The organism is Paenibacillus chartarius, assembly GCF_042432825.1.
Lineage (GTDB): Bacteria > Bacillota > Bacilli > Paenibacillales > NBRC-103111 > Gordoniibacillus > Gordoniibacillus chartarius.
On record NZ_JBHLWN010000014.1, the window covers coordinates 1 to 17,363 of the forward strand.

Annotated in this window: 19 protein-coding genes; 8 read left to right on the forward strand and 11 right to left on the reverse strand. The window is 56.3% G+C overall.

What is annotated here, in order from left to right; all coding sequences use genetic code 11:
* The first annotated feature begins 86 nt into the window (after positions 1–86).
* Complete coding sequence (locus ACFFK0_RS01945; protein ID WP_377468115.1) at positions 87–449, forward strand: ribonuclease M5; 363 nt, start codon at positions 87–89, stop codon at positions 447–449.
* Between the two features lies 1 nt (position 450).
* Here the strand turns inward: ACFFK0_RS01945 and ACFFK0_RS01950 are convergent, their stop codons facing one another.
* Positions 451–1,089 carry an SCO family protein gene (locus ACFFK0_RS01950; RefSeq protein ID WP_377468117.1) on the reverse strand — a complete coding sequence of 213 codons (639 nt, stop codon included), beginning with the start codon at positions 1,087–1,089 and terminating at the stop codon, positions 451–453.
* Between the two features lie 63 nt (positions 1,090–1,152).
* Positions 1,153–2,121 (reverse strand): heme o synthase, encoded by a 969-nt coding sequence (gene cyoE / locus ACFFK0_RS01955; protein ID WP_377468119.1) that lies wholly within the window; start codon positions 2,119–2,121, stop codon positions 1,153–1,155.
* Positions 2,122–2,527: 406 nt separating this feature from the next.
* Here cyoE and ACFFK0_RS01960 point away from each other — a divergent pair, with 406 nt between their 5' ends.
* Together ACFFK0_RS01960 and gerQ are read left to right on the forward strand one after the other, a co-directional pair.
* A complete protein-coding gene (locus ACFFK0_RS01960) occupies positions 2,528–3,220 on the forward strand; it encodes a response regulator transcription factor (RefSeq protein ID WP_377468121.1) in 693 nt (230 codons plus the stop codon).
* A gap of 159 nt (positions 3,221–3,379) precedes the next feature.
* Entirely contained in the window at positions 3,380–3,952 is a 573-nt protein-coding gene (gerQ, locus tag ACFFK0_RS01965) for a spore coat protein GerQ (protein WP_377468123.1), read from the forward strand.
* A 76-nt stretch (positions 3,953–4,028) separates the two neighbouring features.
* On the opposite strand, the gene ACFFK0_RS01970 is transcribed toward gerQ, so the two are convergent.
* Entirely contained in the window at positions 4,029–4,346 is a 318-nt protein-coding gene (locus tag ACFFK0_RS01970; RefSeq protein WP_377468129.1) for a hypothetical protein, read from the reverse strand.
* Between the two features lie 106 nt (positions 4,347–4,452).
* Here ACFFK0_RS01970 and ACFFK0_RS01975 point away from each other — a divergent pair, with 106 nt between their 5' ends.
* Positions 4,453–5,436 (forward strand): metal-dependent hydrolase, encoded by a 984-nt coding sequence (locus ACFFK0_RS01975; RefSeq protein WP_377468131.1) that lies wholly within the window; start codon positions 4,453–4,455, stop codon positions 5,434–5,436.
* Positions 5,437–5,561: 125 nt separating this feature from the next.
* On the opposite strand, the gene ACFFK0_RS01980 is transcribed toward ACFFK0_RS01975, so the two are convergent.
* A complete protein-coding gene (locus ACFFK0_RS01980; protein ID WP_377468133.1) occupies positions 5,562–5,786 on the reverse strand; it encodes an alpha/beta-type small acid-soluble spore protein in 225 nt (74 codons plus the stop codon).
* 149 nt (positions 5,787–5,935) lie between these two features.
* Here ACFFK0_RS01980 and ACFFK0_RS01985 point away from each other — a divergent pair, with 149 nt between their 5' ends.
* Together ACFFK0_RS01985 and bshA are read left to right on the forward strand one after the other, a co-directional pair.
* On the forward strand, positions 5,936–6,130 hold the full coding sequence (locus ACFFK0_RS01985) for a hypothetical protein (protein WP_377468136.1): 195 nt from the start codon (positions 5,936–5,938) through the stop codon (positions 6,128–6,130).
* Between the two features lie 179 nt (positions 6,131–6,309).
* The gene (gene bshA, locus ACFFK0_RS01990; protein WP_377468138.1) at positions 6,310–7,497 is read left to right on the forward strand and encodes an N-acetyl-alpha-D-glucosaminyl L-malate synthase BshA; all 1,188 of its coding nucleotides are present in this window, start codon (positions 6,310–6,312) and stop codon (positions 7,495–7,497) included.
* A gap of 96 nt (positions 7,498–7,593) precedes the next feature.
* On the opposite strand, the gene trpS is transcribed toward bshA, so the two are convergent.
* Both trpS and ACFFK0_RS02000 read right to left on the reverse strand, forming a co-directional pair.
* Positions 7,594–8,577, reverse strand: a complete 984-nt coding sequence (gene trpS, locus ACFFK0_RS01995) for a tryptophan--tRNA ligase (RefSeq protein WP_377468140.1) — start codon at positions 8,575–8,577, stop codon at positions 7,594–7,596.
* Positions 8,578–8,681: 104 nt separating this feature from the next.
* Positions 8,682–8,861, reverse strand: a complete 180-nt coding sequence (locus ACFFK0_RS02000; protein ID WP_377468142.1) for a hypothetical protein — start codon at positions 8,859–8,861, stop codon at positions 8,682–8,684.
* Between the two features lie 219 nt (positions 8,862–9,080).
* On the opposite strand from ACFFK0_RS02000, the gene ACFFK0_RS02005 reads away from it, so the two are divergent.
* Both ACFFK0_RS02005 and ACFFK0_RS02010 read left to right on the forward strand, forming a co-directional pair.
* Positions 9,081–10,214 (forward strand): permease, encoded by a 1,134-nt coding sequence (locus ACFFK0_RS02005; protein ID WP_377468144.1) that lies wholly within the window; start codon positions 9,081–9,083, stop codon positions 10,212–10,214.
* 19 nt (positions 10,215–10,233) lie between these two features.
* The gene (locus ACFFK0_RS02010) at positions 10,234–11,184 is read left to right on the forward strand and encodes a TIGR03943 family putative permease subunit (protein WP_377468146.1); all 951 of its coding nucleotides are present in this window, start codon (positions 10,234–10,236) and stop codon (positions 11,182–11,184) included.
* A 99-nt stretch (positions 11,185–11,283) separates the two neighbouring features.
* Here ACFFK0_RS02010 and ACFFK0_RS02015 read toward each other — a convergent pair whose 3' ends face one another.
* The 5 genes from ACFFK0_RS02015 to rnhA all read right to left on the reverse strand — a co-directional run bounded on the left by ACFFK0_RS02015 (position 11,284) and on the right by rnhA (position 17,243).
* The gene (locus tag ACFFK0_RS02015) at positions 11,284–12,300 is read right to left on the reverse strand and encodes an ABC transporter permease (protein ID WP_377468149.1); all 1,017 of its coding nucleotides are present in this window, start codon (positions 12,298–12,300) and stop codon (positions 11,284–11,286) included.
* The gene (locus ACFFK0_RS02020) at positions 12,297–13,793 is read right to left on the reverse strand and encodes a sugar ABC transporter ATP-binding protein (RefSeq protein ID WP_377468352.1); all 1,497 of its coding nucleotides are present in this window, start codon (positions 13,791–13,793) and stop codon (positions 12,297–12,299) included. The genes ACFFK0_RS02015 and ACFFK0_RS02020 overlap by 4 nt, the downstream gene beginning before the upstream one ends.
* Positions 13,794–13,912: 119 nt before the next feature.
* Positions 13,913–15,025, reverse strand: coding sequence for a sugar ABC transporter substrate-binding protein (locus ACFFK0_RS02025; RefSeq protein ID WP_377468152.1), 1,113 nt, complete (start codon positions 15,023–15,025; stop codon positions 13,913–13,915).
* Positions 15,026–15,144: 119 nt separating this feature from the next.
* The gene (locus ACFFK0_RS02030) at positions 15,145–16,533 is read right to left on the reverse strand and encodes an MFS transporter (RefSeq protein ID WP_377468154.1); all 1,389 of its coding nucleotides are present in this window, start codon (positions 16,531–16,533) and stop codon (positions 15,145–15,147) included.
* A 74-nt stretch (positions 16,534–16,607) separates the two neighbouring features.
* Positions 16,608–17,243 (reverse strand): ribonuclease H, encoded by a 636-nt coding sequence (gene rnhA, locus ACFFK0_RS02035; RefSeq protein WP_377468156.1) that lies wholly within the window; start codon positions 17,241–17,243, stop codon positions 16,608–16,610.
* Positions 17,244–17,363 lie beyond the last annotated feature (120 nt).

The window sequence follows — 17,363 nt, forward strand, 5'->3', positions numbered from 1 at the left end:
AAACAAGACCCTGGCCGAAAGGCCAGAGCCGATGCGGGAATTTTTATTCCGAGAGGCTTAAGTATCGATAATGGGAGGTGAAGTCCGTGTCGATCGTCATCATCGTTGAGGGAAAAAACGACAGAAGCCGTTTGCGCCGGCTACTGAATTCGGAAATTGAAGTGTTGTGCACATTCGGGACGCCGAACAACGCCGCCATTGAGTCGCTGCGGCATCGGGTCGGGGATCGCGAAGTCTTTTTGTTTACGGACAACGATTCGTCCGGGAAGCGCATACGCGGGATGCTGCGCGATGCGTTCCCGGACGCCGAGCATATTTATACGCGCAAAGGATACGCCGGCGTCGAAGGCACTCCGGAGGAATATTTGATACAGCAATTGGAAAAAGCAGGGCTGGAAGCGTTCATCGTATATCCCGCTCCCGACCCTGCTTATCCGACGGTCGACTAACTTATTTTTCTTTGATCAGCGTCTGCATATCCTTAACAATTGTTTTCGCGGTAAGATTCACGTCGCTCGCGTTGTAATACGTGCGCAGGTCACCGTGTTTATCAACAAGGAGAATCACATTGGAATGCGTGAACGTCGCTGCTCCCTTGTCCTTGACGACCATTACGCCGAACTTCTCCGCCAGCTCCGCCGTTTGCTTCTCTTCGCCGCGCAGGAACTTCCACCCGCTTGGGTCGGTGTTGAACTGGGCGCTGAACTGAGTCAGCTTCTGCGCCGTATCTACGGTCGGATCTACCGTGATCGAATGAATAAGGGCTTTCGAGCCGAACAGATTTTGTTTCTTCAGCTCCTCTTGGACCTGCGACAGCAGGAACGATGTCGGCTGGCATACGTCCGGACAAGACGAGTAGAAGAAATAGTACAAGCCCGCTTTGCCGGCGGCGTCCGCTTTGGTTACCTTGGCGCCGCTTAAGTCCTGCAGTTCAAAATCGGGCGCCGCTTTTATTTTTTCCAGCTGGGTGCCTTTACCCGCCGCTGCGGCGTCGCTGAACCACAGCTTGTACCCGAAAGAGCCGATCATCGCCAGCAAAATGACGATTACAGCGACATTAAACCAATTTTTTTTCATGAATGCATTCATTGTATGAGGCAACCTCCTTGTATGAAAAAATCCCATGGCCAGCATGGGATTTCTTGCTTACGATTAAACCGCGTGCGTCGTCGTAACGACCATAAGAATAATCAAAATCGTCAGGTAGTTGATGGAGTACACGAACATCTTCTTCGCCCATTTATTCTCTTCCTCGGTATCTTTCGTCTGAAAGCCCTGAAGGCACATGAGCGCCCAGATGAGTCCGAGGCCGGCTGCCGCAAACATGTATACTTCACCGACATAACCGTAGAAATACAGCAACATGGATACCGGCACAAGCAGCACGACGTAGCGCACCATGCTGATTTTCGTTACGAAGCTGCCGCGTACGACAGGCAGCAGCGGGAAGCCCGCGGCCCGGTATTCTTCCACTCTCCGGATGCCCAGCGCCCAAAAGTGCGGGGGCTGCCACAGAAACAGGATGAGGAACAAAATCCAGGCGCCCGCGTCCATCGTATTCGTTACGGCGACGTAGCCCATCACCGGAGGAACGGCGCCCGAGAACGAGCCTACGAACGTGCTCCAGACCGACGTACGTTTGAACATCATCGTATATACCCAAACGTATAAAATCATGCCGATGACGCCAAGCAGCGCCGTCAAAATATTGACCATGCCCAGCACGACCGTTCCGATGGCGCCGAGGACGAGGCCGAAGCCGAGAACGAAACCGGGGGTGAGCTTACCGGTGACAAGCGCCCGCTCCTGGGTGCGGGCCATCTTGGCATCGAGCTCGCGGTCCAAATAATTGTTCAAGGCACAGCCCGAAGCGACGATCAACGCCGTACCCAGCATGGTAAGAATCAACAGCAGCCAGTCAAGCTCCCAGCGGGAAGCGACCCAGAAGCCGCCGAATGCGGTAATCAAATTATGAAACACGATGCCCGGCTTCGTGAGCTGGATATAATCGCGGAGAGTTGCACGTTGTTGTGTCTTGGTCATAGTTGCGTCCTGGTCTCCGACATGAGCGGTTTCCGCTGCCGGCGATCCGGCCGCATCGATACTGATGGGATTATTCACCGTATGCGTACCTCCTGCTCTAAGATTGAAAATCACTTCACCTATCATACCAACCAGACCCCGGTTTGACAATTGATCGAGGCCAGTTGTCAACAATTTGTCGTATCTGCTCGTATGCAGCGCAAATTTTCCAGCGTTTGGAGACGGTCAGGTTATTTATGAGCAAAGGAAACGAAACCTATCCAAAGAAAAGAGTCGATCAGGAGATGCTGCTCGCGCCTGCACCAGGTCAATAGGCTAATCTATTCAAAGCAATGCTGCCGAAATTCCTGCATAGGGCCCAGTCCACAGGCAAATCCTACCCTACGATGGCAGGATTTATTATTTATCATTGACTAGACGTTGGAAATTGAATCTAGTATATTGTAAATGATTTGTTGTGTCGGCAGTCTGAAGGAGGGGCCTCATGGACCCATACGTGTTAATTGTCGAAGACGATGATAACATCAGCGAAATGATGACCTTCTATTTGTCGGAGGAAGGTTATATTATCGAACGGGCGGGAACGGGACCGGAAGGTCTGGAGATGTTTGAGGCGCGCAAGCCCCATGCCATCGTACTCGACATCATGCTGCCCGGTCTTGACGGCATCTCGCTCTGTCAGCAAATTCGCCGCAAGTCGTCCGTACCGATCCTGATGGTATCGGCGAAGCACGAAGTATCGGAACGGGTCAACGCCCTGCTTGTGGGCGCCGACGATTACTTATGCAAGCCGTTCTCCATGCGCGAATTTGCGGCACGAATCAAGGCGCTGCTCCGACGCTCGCAATTGAACGGCGGAGCGGAGCAGCCCGGGGAACGGGAGGACATCTCCCCGATTGCGATCGACGTAGAACGCCGTACCTTATTCGTTCGCGGAGCTGCCGTAGAGACGACGTTCTCGGAATTTGAAATCATCAAGCTTTTCTATCAAAATCCCGGAAAAGTTTATTCCCGCGACGAGCTGCTGAATCGGATCCGCGGCTTCGATTCGTTCGTAACGGAGCGCGCGATCGATGTGCACATCGCCAACCTGCGCAAGAAAGTAGAGGCCGACCCGAAGGAGCCCAAATATATCAAGACAGTATGGGGTGTCGGTTATAAATTTATCCTCGAATGATGAGAGTCGCTACGGCGGCTCTCTTGTTTTTTGCTATCCGAATTTTGGAATCAATCTTTCCATTGGCCCATATATATACAGCGTCAATGACCTGATGGGCGTTCGCAGATTCGTTTCGGGTTGCAGGAAAGCTCATTCATAAGGAGGATGTTGTACCGTATGTTTATGAATCAGTACAAGATGTCGGGCAGCGGCTCTGCCTTTGGAGCGCCGTCCGGCGCTGGCATGTACCCGGGTTATCCGGGTTCGTCTCCGGGTCCTGGCGCTTATCCAAGCGCCGGAGGCTTTCCGGGAACGGCGGGCTATCCGGGAGGCGGAGGCTTCACGGGAGCCGCTTATCCGCCGGGATTTCCCGGCGCTTCAACCGTTCCGGGGGCCGCGGCCGCTTCGCCGGCAGGAACCGGGGGCGTGAATGTACCGGGACTGCTGCCGATCGAAGAGTCGTACATCGAGAACATTTTGCGGCTGAACCTGGGGAAGATCGCAACGATCTACATGACGTTCGAAAACAACACGCAATGGAATGCCAAAGTGTTTAAAGGGCGACTGGAGGCTGCCGGACGCGATCATATTATCATCTCCGACCCGCAAACCGGCATGCGCTTTCTGCTGCTGATGGTCAACCTCGATTACATAACATTTGACGAGGAATTGAACTATCACTACCCATTCGGCGGAGGCGCAGGCCCGGTAGGCGGCGCCGGCGGCGGCTCACCGTCCGGAGGCAGATAACCGTAAAGCAAAGGCAAGGGCGGCTCCGCTGTAACGGCGGGCCGCCTTTGTTGTCCGGTTGTTTTTCCACTTTGGTTCAACTCCGCGGCTCCAATGCCGGCACCGAAAAATGCCAAATGTGCAGCTTCTGCAAGCCTCCCCGCACCCAACGATCGAAACGGCCCCATTCGGCATCCCCGCAATTCGTGCGCCGTTCCTTCCATTTTAAGAAATCCGCATAGTTCATACCCGGCCACACTTCGACAAACAGCCCGGGCTGGTCCGTCCCTTCGTACCATTCCGGCTTCAGCACCCCCGCACCGGACGCAAGGCCTCCCAATATCCCCGACATAAATGCCAGATATTCATTCCGCGCTTCTTCCGCAATAGCATATTCTACAAAAACTTTCTCCATAATTCCCCCGTCACCCGTTGATTTATTTTCGATACGATCATGGTAAACTAGGAAGAGGCACTGTGTAAACAACACCTCAATGACGGTAAGTAGGAGGACACCGCACTTGGATACTGGCACCCATCTCGTGATCGGACTCGGATTAGCCGGGCTCGCACATATCGATCCCATCGTCGCCCAAGACTCGACGCTGGCCGCTGCCGTTCTGGTCGGCACCGTAGCGGGCTCGCAAATTCCCGATATCGATACCGTCCTCCGTATGAAGGGAAACGCGGCGTACATCCGCAATCATCGCGGACGCTCGCATTCCTTGCCGCTGCTGGCGCTGTGGACGTTGCTGCTGACAGCGGCAATCGCCGCCATATTCCCCGGTATCGATTTGCTGCACGTTGTACTGTGGACGGCGGTTGCGGTCGGGTTCCACGTCTTCACGGACCTGTTCAACACGTACGGGACGCAAGCGCTGCGGCCGTTCTCGGAGCGATGGGTCGGGTGGAATATCATTCATATTTTTGACCCGTTCATCTTCTTTGCTCATCTCGTCGCCATCATTCTTTGGTCGGTTAATGCGTTTCCCCCAGCCACCCTGTTTCCGCTGCTGTATGGCATCATCGCACTGTACTACATATGGCGGACAATTGTACACAGCGTCTTGGAACGCAGGCTCGGCAAGCAGGATCCGCTGCATCGCGATGGAGACCGCTATATTCTCATTCCAACCGTACATTTGAACGCGTGGAACGTCGTCAAGCAGCGGACCGACGGCACGTATGCGCTCGGCGAGCTGCGCAGCGGGGCACTTCGCTGGATCGATGAAGTCAAATGCGACGACCACCCTGCCGTCGATGCGTCCAAATCGAACAGCGACGCCGCCGCGCTGCTGTATTATTCCTCCTATGCCTGCGCCGAGCTGCGCGAGCACAGCTGGGGGTACGAAGTGCGCTGGGCCGATGTGCGTTACCGTCATCGCAAGAACTATCCGTTCGTCGCCGTCGTTCACCTCGACAAGCAGCTTCGCGAGCTCGATTCTTACGTCGGCTGGGTGAATGAAACGCGGCTCGGCAAAAAGCTTCGCGTCGATTTATATTAATCGTAGCGGCTGTCCCTGCGGGCGGCCGCTTCCTTCTGGGCATGGGGAAATGGTAAAAAGCCCGGAGGCAACATGCCCCCGGACCTTTGAGAAAGGTATGGATAGCTTGTCCGATCGTCCGTGAATTAACGGAATTGACCGGCAAGAGATTGCTCAGCGATTTGCACCAGACGACGGGTAATGTGACCCCCGATTGCACCGGTGTCGCGAGTTGCCATGTAGCCGTAGTAGCCGTCTTGCGGAATTTGAATGCCCAGTTCTTGCGCGACCTCATACTTCAGTTGATCCAATGCCTGATTAGCTTGAGGAACTACGAGCGTGTTGCTGCTGCGGGATTGACCTGCACCCATGTTCAGCACTCCTTTCAGTCGGCTCATTTGATGTATTTGCAAGCTTGCAAACATAGTATGTGACCGTCGAGAAATAATATACACGTTTTCAAAAAAAGGTTTTACAATAAAGTTCAGTTCCAACATCACACCGAAAGCAGGTACCGGACATGAATCGACCGCTCGCCCTATTCTTCTCCATCGTCGGAGTGTTATTACTGGGAGGTATTAGTTACGGCTTCTCCGCCGCCGGATCCGTCTGGATCGTTCTCGGCTTCAGCTTGGCTGCCGTGCTGTTCGTCGGCTTCGGCTTCGCTTTGAAGGCGCGGCTGCGCCGCAAGCAGGAGGAACGGAAGGACCGTTAATCCTGAAAAATGGGAACGCTTGACATGGACAAACGGAACCCGCTATACTCGAACTATATTCCAGCAAATAACGGAAAAGTAGCTGTCTTCGACCTACTTTTTTTGTTTCGATAATATTACCGTTTTCGTAATATTTCATAATGATATTGTTTTCACAACAAAATTCCGCCGGAAATGTGGTGAACCGTGTGCTGAAGATTGGAATCGCCTGCTATCCGACGCTTGGCGGCTCGGGTGTCGTCGCTACTGAGCTTGGCAAGCTGCTGGCCGAACGCGGCCATGAAATTCATTTTATTACGGAGAGCGTACCGTTTCGGCTCGGGAAATTTCACAAAAATATTTTTTTCCACCAGGTTGAAGTGATCGATTATCATGTATTCCGCTATCCGCCGTACGACCTCGCTCTGGCCAATAAGCTGGCGCAAGTGGCGAAGCTTGAAGGTCTCGATTTGCTCCATGTTCACTACGCCGTGCCGCACGCGATCTGCGCTTACTTGGCCAAACAGATGGTCGGCGAGCAGCTGAAGGTCGTGACGACGCTGCACGGAACGGATATTACAATACTCGGCAACGACCCTTCGCTTAAGGATTTGATTCGCCTTGCGATTCATCAGAGCGACGCCGTAACGGCCGTGTCCAAAGATTTGCTGCTCGAGACGATTGCCGTGCTCGGGGTCGAGACGCCGATCGATCTCGTCTACAACTTCGTCGATCCGGTTCCGTACGGCGAAGCCGGCTGTCCCGATTTGCGAAGCCATTACGCGGCGCCGCATGAGAAGCTGCTCGTACATATGTCCAACTTCCGGCCGGTGAAGCGGGTGCTCGACGTCGTCGACATCTTTGCCCGGGTGCAGGCGGAAGTGCCTGCCAAGCTGCTTTTCGTCGGCGAAGGGCCGGAGCTCGCGAAGGCGAACGCCCGCGTTACGGAGCTCGGATTGCAAGAGCGGGTATTTTTCCTCGGCAAGCAGGAGAATGTAACGGATATATTGCGGATTGCGGATTTGGCGCTGCTCCCTTCGGAGAAGGAAAGCTTCGGGCTCGTCGCCCTCGAAGCGATGGCGGCCGGTGTGCCGACGATCGGCTCGGAGGCCGGCGGCATTCCGGAAGTCATCGCCCACGGCGAAACCGGGTTCCTTGCGCCCGTCGGACAGACCGAGCAGATGGCCGCCTACGCGCTCGCTCTGCTCCGTAACGCCTCGCTGTACAGCCGCTTCTCCGAAGCCGCCGCTCAGCGTGCGGAGCGTTTGTTTTCGGCCGATGCGATCGCCCTCCAGTACGAGGACATTTACTATCGGGTAACCGGCCGCAGCAAAGCGGCCGCAAGCACGTCCACGCGCTGCGGGGCAACCGATTGCATGTGCGGGTAAAGAAGAACAGGCTGCCCCTGAAGAAGACATAATCTTCCTCAAGGGCAGCCTGTTTTCGGAGATTGGCTTATTCCCGCTTTTGGCCGCACTGCAGCCCTACAGCACCAGGAACCCCATGCGTTCCTTCACATCGCGCAGCGTCGCGTCGGCAACAGCCGCAGCGCGCTCGGCACCGTCCTTTAATATCGTATGCAGCTCGCCGGAGCTCCGGATTTCCTTATACCGCTGTTGAATCGGCTCCAGCGCCGCCACGACGACTTCCGCCAAATCCTTCTTAAACGCTCCATAGCCCTGTCCTTCGTATTTAGCCTCGATTTCCGCAACGCTCATATCGGCACAATGCGAGTAAATCCCCATCAGGTTGCTGACTTCCGGCTTTTCCTTCGGGTCGTATTTGACCTCGCGGCCGGAATCGGTGACGGCTCGGCTGATTTTCTTGCGAATGACGTCAGGCTCATCCAGCATAGCAATATACGAGCCCGGATTCGGGTTGCTCTTGCTCATCTTCTTGGAGGCGTCGTCAAGCGACATGACGCGGGCGCCGACCTCCGGAATGTACGGCTCCGGCATGTGGAAGTAGTCGCCGAAGCGGCCGTTGAACCGGCCCGCAAGATCGCGCGTCAGCTCCAGATGCTGCTTCTGATCTTCGCCTACCGGAATTAAATCGGCATTATAAATGAGAATGTCCGCTGCCATGAGCGACGGATAGGTAAACAGCCCCGCTCCGACGGACTCCTTACCGGCCGATTTGTCTTTGAATTGAGTCATCCGCTCCAGCTCGCCCATATACGTGAGCGTCGTCAGCAGCCAGCCGAGCTCCGCATGCGCCCGGACGTTGGACTGCAGGAACACCGCCGCCCGCGCCGGATCGATGCCGGCCGCGATATAAAGCGCGGCTACGGACTCGGTCTGCTCCCGCAGCGCTGCCGGTTCTTGCGGCACGGTAATGGCATGCAGGTCAACGATCATAAAGAAGCATTCGTACGTATGCTGCAGCTTGACGAAGTTGCGCAGGGCGCCGATGTAGTTGCCGATTGTGAGCTGACCGCTCGGTTGAATGCCGGATAGCACTCGTTTCATATGAAGATTCCTCCTTAAGGGTATGGATAACGGAATTCGCCTTGACCTTGTAGAACGCCAAAAAAGGCCTTTCGCCGCAAGGGACGAAAGACCGTGGTACCACCCTAATTCGCTGCACGATGCGCAAGCAACGATTCCATTGCGCAGGCTGCAGCCTTGATAGCTTCGATAACGGGAAGCGCCCGTTCCGGATACTCGGCAAAGCGCGTCATCCGCACCCGTCTTTCCCCTTCATGCTCGAGGATCCATTCGGCTCGCCGCCCGCACCGGTTCGCACCATCCACCGGCTCTCTGCTCGCTAAGGCTTTACGGCTTACTTGTTCCTGTCATCGCGCTGCTGTGTCGTTTGTTTGCTATTATACGTCGTTTTGCCGAATTGTCAACCGTTCCATATGCTTCCAATATACGCTCCATTGCGGATTCAGCTTGTCCTATATACCGATAACAAGGCATAAACTATAATAATTGTATAATAATTTCAACGGATAAAGGAGCTGACGCGCATGCCCGCCTCTATACTTCGCGTGACAATCAACGTCACGGCAGCAGCCTGTCTCGTGCTGTTGTTTTTGATATTCACGTCGCGTATGCCGCCGGACCTCAGCTTTCTGAACAACGATACGCTGCAAAATTTTAAAGTGATGTTCCTCAGCATTATTCTCGAGGCGCTTCCGTTTATCCTGCTCGGCGTAGCGGTATCCGCATTGCTGCAGACGTTCGTGTCGGAGCGGACGGTACAGCGGCTCATTCCGCGCCATCCGGTGCTCGGCGTGTTGTTCGCCTGCGTGCTCGGTATTATGTTTCCGTTATGCGAATGCGGGATGATCCCGGTCGTTCGCCGGCTCATGCGCAAAGGCATGCCCGTATACATCGCGGTTGTGTTCATCCTCGTCGGGCCGATTTTGAACCCGGTCGTGTACGCCTCCACCTACATGGCGTTCCGCTCGCACCCGGAGATGGCTTATGCACGGATGGGGCTGGCGTTTGCGATTGCGCTCGTAATCGGACTTGCTCTCGCTCGTCTTGTACGCGGGGCAAGGGTCGTGCGCGATGAAGCGGATCCGGGGCATCAACTGGAGATGTCGGAACATCGCCACCATCATCACGATCATCATCACGATCATCATCATAACCATCATCATGTACACGACCACGCACATAACCATGTACATAGTCATGCGTACGAACACGGGAACGAACGCCGTCATTCACCGGCACAGCGGTTCGGGGCCAAAATAAGCTCGGTGCTGAGCCACGCTTCCGAGGAATTTTTCGACATGGGCAAATATTTGATTCTCGGCGCGCTGCTAACGGGACTGATCCAAACCCTCGTCGCCCGCGAGCTGCTCGTTTCCGTCGGACAAGGGCCGGTCGTATCGAATATGTTCATGATGGCGTTCGCGTACTTGCTGTCGCTCTGCTCGACCTCCGACGCCTTCGTCGCCTCGTCGTTTGCGACTACGTTCTCTTCGGGCTCGCTGCTCGCTTTCCTTGTTTTCGGACCGATGTTCGATATCAAGAGCACGTTCATGATGCTGTCCGTCTTTAAAGGGCGATTCGTCCTGCTGCTCGGTTTGGCGACGTCGGCGCTTGTGCTGATCGGCTCGCTGTTAGCCGGCTCGTTGTATTTACGCTGAGAAAGGAGTACCCCTGAACATGCATAGCTCCAATCGCCTTTCCTTCCACCACGCCCTTAAAGCGGTCATCGTACTTGGATTCGCAATGCTCATTGTTTATTTGGTCAAGACGGACAATTTGATGCTGTATATCGCCCCGCGCATGGCGGACTACGTCACCTGGTCGGCTGTCGCTCTGTATGCGGTCGGTATGTATGAGCTGTTCGCCTCGCTGCGCGCATGGTGGGGACGAAGCTCCGACTGCGAATGCGGACACGACCACACGCCATCGCGCTCCATCTTCAGAAATACGGCGGTTTACGGCCTGTTCGCGCTGCCGCTGCTGCTGGGCTTCCTGCTCCCGAATACGACGCTCGGCAGCTCAATGGCGGAGAAAAAAGGGATGAACCTCAGCGGTGCTTCCTCTATCCGCCGCGAAGCGCCTCAGGCTGCAGCCGGAACGAACGGCACGACAGGGACAGGGATGGAGGCAGTGGCGCCGACGTCCTACACTGCCGCGAACAATGCGGAGGAGGACAGGCTGAACCAGCTGTTCCCCGCCGACAAATTTACACAGCCTTATGCCGACTTCGCTAAAAAGCTGTACCAGCTCCCCGTCATTGAGGTGAAAGAGGAGTGGTACGTCGAAACGCTCAACACCGTCGATTTGTACAAAGACAGCTTCGTCGGCCGCCGGATGGAGCTCGTGGGGTTTGTTTACCGTCAGGATGAAATGAGCGATAACCAGTTCGTCGTCGGCCGCTTCGCCATGCAGTGCTGCTCGGCGGATGCCGCCCCGTTCGGCATGCTGATGGAATACGACCGTGCCCGGCAGTGGGCCGACGATACGTGGGTGCGGGTCTCCGGCATCATCCAAAAAACGACGTATCTCGGTGAAGAAATTATGGTACTGAAGGTCGACAAGGTATCGAAGCTTGATACGCCGAAGGAAAATCAATACGTTTACGCTAACCCGGAGTTCGGACTATAATTCGCAACGCGGATTTACTACGTTCTTTCATAAAAAAGCTGCAGCAACGTTCCTTTGGAGGAGCGTCCTGCAGATTTGCTTTTTTACGCAGTCGAACGTTTATGCCTTCCTTCGGTTGAGATGGACGAATGTAATCGCCAAAGCGAGCACAAGCACGGCCCCTTTCACGATATCGAACGCATAATACGGCAAATTGAGCATCGTCAGCCCGTTAATCAGCACCCCGATCAGCACGGCGCCGAAGAACGTTCCGATCACATTCGGCTTGCCTGCGCCAAACACCGAGTAGCCGACGAACACGGCAGCGACGGAGTCCATCAAGAGGCCCGCACCGGCGTCCACCTGCCCCGAACCGATCCGCGCCGCATACAGAATGCCGCCGATCGCCGCGAACAGCCCGGACAGCACATAGGCCGCCAGCCGCACGCGATTCACGGAAATGCCGGACAGACGCGCCGCTTCCCGGTTGCCTCCGGTTATGTACAGCTGCCGCCCCCATCGCGTGTATGTCAGGAAAATATGCACCAATGCAACGGCGCCGATCATCAGGATGACCGGAACCGGTACGCCGAGCAGCTTGCCCTGGCCGATCCACAGAAAATCAGGCAAAAACTTCCCCGGCGCCTTCGTGCCGTCCGTCATCTGCATGTTGTTATAAATGGAATAGCCCTTCGTATACGTCTTGTGAATGCCGGCCACAACATACATCATCGCTAGCGTCGCAAGCAAATCCGGAATGCGGATCCGTACGATCAGCAGCGCGTTGAGCAGCCCGATGACGACCCCGATCAGCAGCGGAACGACGATGACGACGAAAAGCGGCATCTGAAACCAAACCATGAGCGTCGCCGTGACGACGGTGGTGAGCGAAACCGTAGACCCGACGGACAAGTCGAAGCCGTCCACGATTTGCGACAACGTAACGCCGATCGCCACGAACATCGTAATCGAAATCGCCCTTAAGATGTCGGAAAGATTATCATAAGTCAGGAAAGCCTCGTTGACGATCGAAAATACGACGATGACAAGGGCGATCACGAGCAGCGCTCCATATTTGAAAGAAAAATCAAGCAGTCGATGGCGGTCGTTCAGTTTCAAATTCGAATTCGAGTTCAAGATATTCGGTCCTCCCCGGCGCTGGCGTAATACAAGATCAGTTCCTGAGTCGCTTCCTCGCGGGACAGCTCCTTCACAATTTGTCCGTAGCTCATGACGAGAATGCGGTCGGCAATGCCGAGCACCTCGGCAAGCTCGCAGGAGAAATAGACGATGGCTTTGCCTTGAGCAGCCAATTCGCCGATCAACCGGAACATGTCGCTCTTCGCTCCGACGTCGACGCCTTTCGTCGGCTCGTCGAACAAATACACGTCGGCATCGGTCGGCAGCCACTTGCCGACGGCGACCTTCTGCTGATTGCCGCCGCTGAGCAGCTTCACCTGCTGCGCAGGATGCGGCGGGACGATACGCAAATCGGCAATCGTCCGCTCCGCGTGGCGGCGTTCGGCCGCCGCCTTGATGAAGCCGAGCGGAGAGCTCAGTGCGCGGAGGCTCGGCAGCGATAAGTTCGTCCGTACCGACTCCTCCACGAGCACGCCCTGCTTGCGCCGTTCCTCCGGCACAAGCACGATCCCTTCGCGGATCGCATCGCTCGGTTCGCTGATCCGCAGCTTGCGGCCGTGCAGGACGATGTCGCCGCTATCCGCCCGGTCGGCGCCGGCGATCAGGCGCGACAGCTCGGTTTTGCCTGCGCCGACGAGTCCCGCTACGGCAACGATCTCGCCGCGCCGCACCGTAAATCCGGCGTCCCTAACCTTCATGCCGCGGGAAAGCCCGTGGACCTCCAGCACCGTCTCGCCGATGTCAACGGCCGCCTTCGGAAACTCTTCTTCGAACGGCTTGCCAAGCATCGCTTCAATGACGAGCTGCGGATTCGTCTCGGCCGTCGCCGTCGTCTCCACCCGCCGGCCGTCGCGCATAATCGTAATGCGGTCGCATAGCTCGAATACTTCGTTCAGCCGGTGGGAGATGAAGACGAGCGCAACTCCCTCCGCCTTCAGCCGGCGCATGACGCCGAACAGCTGCCCGGCTTCCTCCAGACTGAGCGGAGCCGTCGGTTCGTCGAAGATCATGACCTTCGCCCGCAGCGCCGCTGCCCGGGCAATCAGCACAAGCTGCTTCTGAGCGATGCTGAGCTCGTCCGCCTTGCGCCGTACCTGTATGCCATCGGCGCCTATGGAAGCAAGGATGCGTTCAGCCTCCCGATGCAGCTCCGCCCAATTCACCCAGCCGGCTCCCGTTCCCCGGGAGATTCGGTCCAGCATGACGTTTTCCGTAACCGTGAGCTCAGGAATGAGCGCGGTATCCACCTCTTGGTAGACGCAAGCAATGCCCAGATCCATCGCCTCGCGGGGCGAACGGACCGTCAGCGCCCGGCCGTCCGCCGTCAGAACGCCTTCGTCGGCCGTGTAGGCGCCGGTTAATATTTTCATCAGTGTACTCTTCCCGGCACCGTTCGCCCCAAGCAGCGCATGAATTTCTCCCCCGTAAATCGTCAAATCGACACCACGAAGCGCTTGCACGCCGGCAAAGCTCTTGACAATGCCGCGCATCGTCAGCTCCAGTCGTCCAGTCCCTGCCGCTGCCTTCACTTTCCCTTCCCCCCTGCCGTAAGCCCTAGAAACCAAAATCCCATCGTCACTGCTACGATGGGACTTGACCTGACATCATCTTATTTCTTCGCGGAATTCTCGAGTTCCTTCAGCCAATCCGTATAGCCTTGCTGGCTGCCGCCCCAACCCTTCACATATTGCGACAGCTGATCGGTCGAAACCGCCTTATCCTTCGGCAGAGCCTCGCGAGATACGAACACCGGCTCGAGCACGACCGTATCCGGCGTCGTATCGCCGTGCAGCTTCTGATACAGGTAACGCACTTGTATGCGGCCGATATCCTTCGGATCGACGGCGGCCGAAGCCACCCATGGGCTATTCGGATCTTGAATCAGCTGCAGCTCCTCATCGCTCATATCGATGCCGTACACTTTAATTTCCGTGCGGCCCGCTTGCTGAATCGCACGGGAGGCGCCTTTCGCGAATTCGTCCCATGCGGCCCAAACGGCGGTAATGTCGCCCTTGTTCGGATATTTCTTCAGAATCGCTTCCATCTGCGCCTGCGTATCGAGCGCCGTATTGTTCGTCGCCGCACCGAACGCCGCCACTTCTTTAATGTCCTTGTACTTATCCTGGAACGCTTTGTAAGCGAGCTGACGGCGCTCCATCGGCGCGAAGCCGGCTACCCAGATTTTGACGATATTGCCTTTGCCGCCGGCGTCCTTGGCCAGCTGCTCCAGGGTCTGCTCGGCCATCTTCTGATCGCCCTGCTCGAGATTCGTTACGCCCGGCACTTGCAGTGTGGCGTCGAACGCGACGACCGGAATTTTTTTCTCCAGCGCCTTCTTTACGCCCGCTTCGAGCGCTTCCGCCGTGCCGTGGTCGATCAGAATGCCGTCGAACTTCTGGTTAATCGCCGCATCCAGATTGGAAGACATCTTCGCCAGATCGTTCTCGGAGTTGAATACGGTCACCTTGCCGCCGAGCTTCTCCGTCTGCTCTTTAACGCCGTCTATGTATTGTGCCGAGAAAGTACCGATGTTCAGCTGCGTGACGAGCGCGATTTTCTTGCCGCTTAGCGATGCCGACGCGCCGCTGCCGCCGCTTGCCGCGGTACCGTTCGATGCCGCCGGGGCGCTTCCGCCGGCCGGCTCCGTCTTCGCGCCGCCGCAGCCTGCCAATAACCCTCCGACCAAAGTAAACGTGAGAATGCTAACTGCCCATTTCTTCATCTTGTCTGGTTCCTCCCCCGATTATCATTCCATAGTCAATACCAAGTTTGTCACTTGGAATTATATGCAATAATACCATCGTCGACAAGAACCGTCAATATGTTTATCGGCAAAAATTTTTATTTTTCAATAGCGGAAGCCCCCGGCGCCCTCCCTCTGAAGCTGCGATAAAACAACGCCAAATTGATAACCGTAACAAGACAAAGCCCGACATATACGTTGCTGAAAATCGCCCCATCCCCCGAAAGAGCGGCCGGATTCAAGTGAAAGCCGGCTGTACCCGCATCCAGGATACGGCTGACAGCGGCGCCGCTGACCGCCCCCGCAAGGAACGTCGTCAAATTGTACATCCCCATCCCTACCCCGGTTTGCTCGCGCGGCAGCGTACTGCCGATCACTTTGGCAAGCGAAGCCTGGATAAACGAATACCCGACATTGACGACAATCAGACAAACGGCAATCAGCCACGGCGAAATGCCCGTGAAGGTCGACAGCAGGAAGTACCCGCCGATCAGCATACTCAGCGCGGTCAATATCATCGGCGTCGTGCCTTTCCGGTCCGCCCACTGCCCGCCGAGCCATCCCATTACGGCCGCACTCATCGCTCCCGGAAACATCACCAGTCCAACGAGCTCGCTCCGCAGATGGTTGACCCCTTCCAGCATAAGCGGCGTCGTAAAGGAAACTCCAAATACGGCGCCGTTAGCGAGGAAGGCCGTGAGCAGCCCGCTTCGATAGCTGTTGTTGCGCAGCAGCTTCGCCTGTACGAACGGATCCGGGCTGCGCAGCATCCAAAATACCGCGGCGGCATCGAGCAGGAGCTGAATGATCAGCAGCGGCCAGGAGAAGCGGGTAATGACCAGCAGCAGCGTTGCGACCGCTCCGCCGATCAGCATGGCGCCGAAGACATCGATTTTACCTGGTTTGGCTGTTTCCGGAGGCAAATACCTGCGATATAACGGAATGGTGACGACCGGCAGGACGGACAGCAGGAACAAGTAGCGCCAGCCGAGCGTCCCGGTAACGAGCCCGCCGACGATCGGTCCGATGCCAGCCGAGAAGGCGATCGTCGAAGCGACGATGCCGAGCACGCGCCCCCTGCCTTCCGGGGGAAAGTAACGGGTCGGAATCAGCATGGCGAGTGCCGGCACGCAGGATGCTCCCGCCGATTGGAGCACCCTCGCGATAATAACCATGGCGTAGCCCTGCGACAGGAAGCCGACGACGGAGCCCAGCGCAAACAGCGTCATGCCGACGGTGATGAGCCTGCGCAGCGGGTACATGTCGGCCAGCTTGCCGTAGGTCAGCGAGCCGACCGCATAGATGATCGAGTAGCCGGTCACGACCCAGCCGACCTGCGAGGGCAGCAGGGAGAACTGTTTGGCAATATCGGGCACGGCGATGTTGAACATCGTCGCGTTCATAACGGAGAAAAACAATGTCAGACTTAATACCCGCACAAGAGCGTTCGGAACGGACGGACTGGCGGCGGAAGAAACGGAATTCATCAGCTCACTCTCCTTCAGCTTGTCCCGGAAACTAGATTAAACAGCGATCCGCTTTGCAGCGTCCGTCGTCGACGTTATTTGCGCCCGAAATCGGCTTTAATTTCGCCCCATCGTTTCGTATCCCATTTGACGATAGCGTTCTCGTATGTATTCGTCCGCAGCCACTGCAGCGCCCTGTCGACGAGCGCCCATATTTCCTCTGTCGACTTGTCGCGCGGCAAATTCGTAGCCACTTCCTTCTTGCGTATCCAGCTAAGCGCCGTCATGGAGTCGGTGTAAATCGTTTTGTTCGAGCCGCGCTTCTTTAAGTAGGCAAGCGCGTGGACGATCGCCAGAAACTCGCCGAGATTGTTCGTCCCTTTGGCGATCGGCCCTTGATAGAACAGCACCTCGCCCGTTTGCGTATCGACGCCCTTGTATTCGACGATCCCGGGATTGCCGCTGCACCCGACATCGACGGACAAGCTGTCGGGGTTGAAATTCGCTTCCCCTCCGCCGGCGGCGGCGGCCGCTTTCGCTTTGGCGGATAAGCGCAGCGACTTTTGCCAGCCGGCAGCGAGCGCCGCCTCCGCCTCCGCAAGCGACTCGTACGATTTGTATTTGGCGTCCTGTATTCCTTTGACCTGCTCCTGGCATTCCGGCCAAGTGCGGAAAATTCCGGTTTGCTTGCCGACCCATACGACATAATATTTGGATTTTGCTTGCGCCATAAACCGTGACATCCCCAATCCGATAAGAATAAGCTTCCTTAGTCTAGCACAAATCGGGCGTTCCACGCACACTTGCAGCGGCTGCAACTTCAGCCCCGCCGATCGCGTCATCAATAAAAA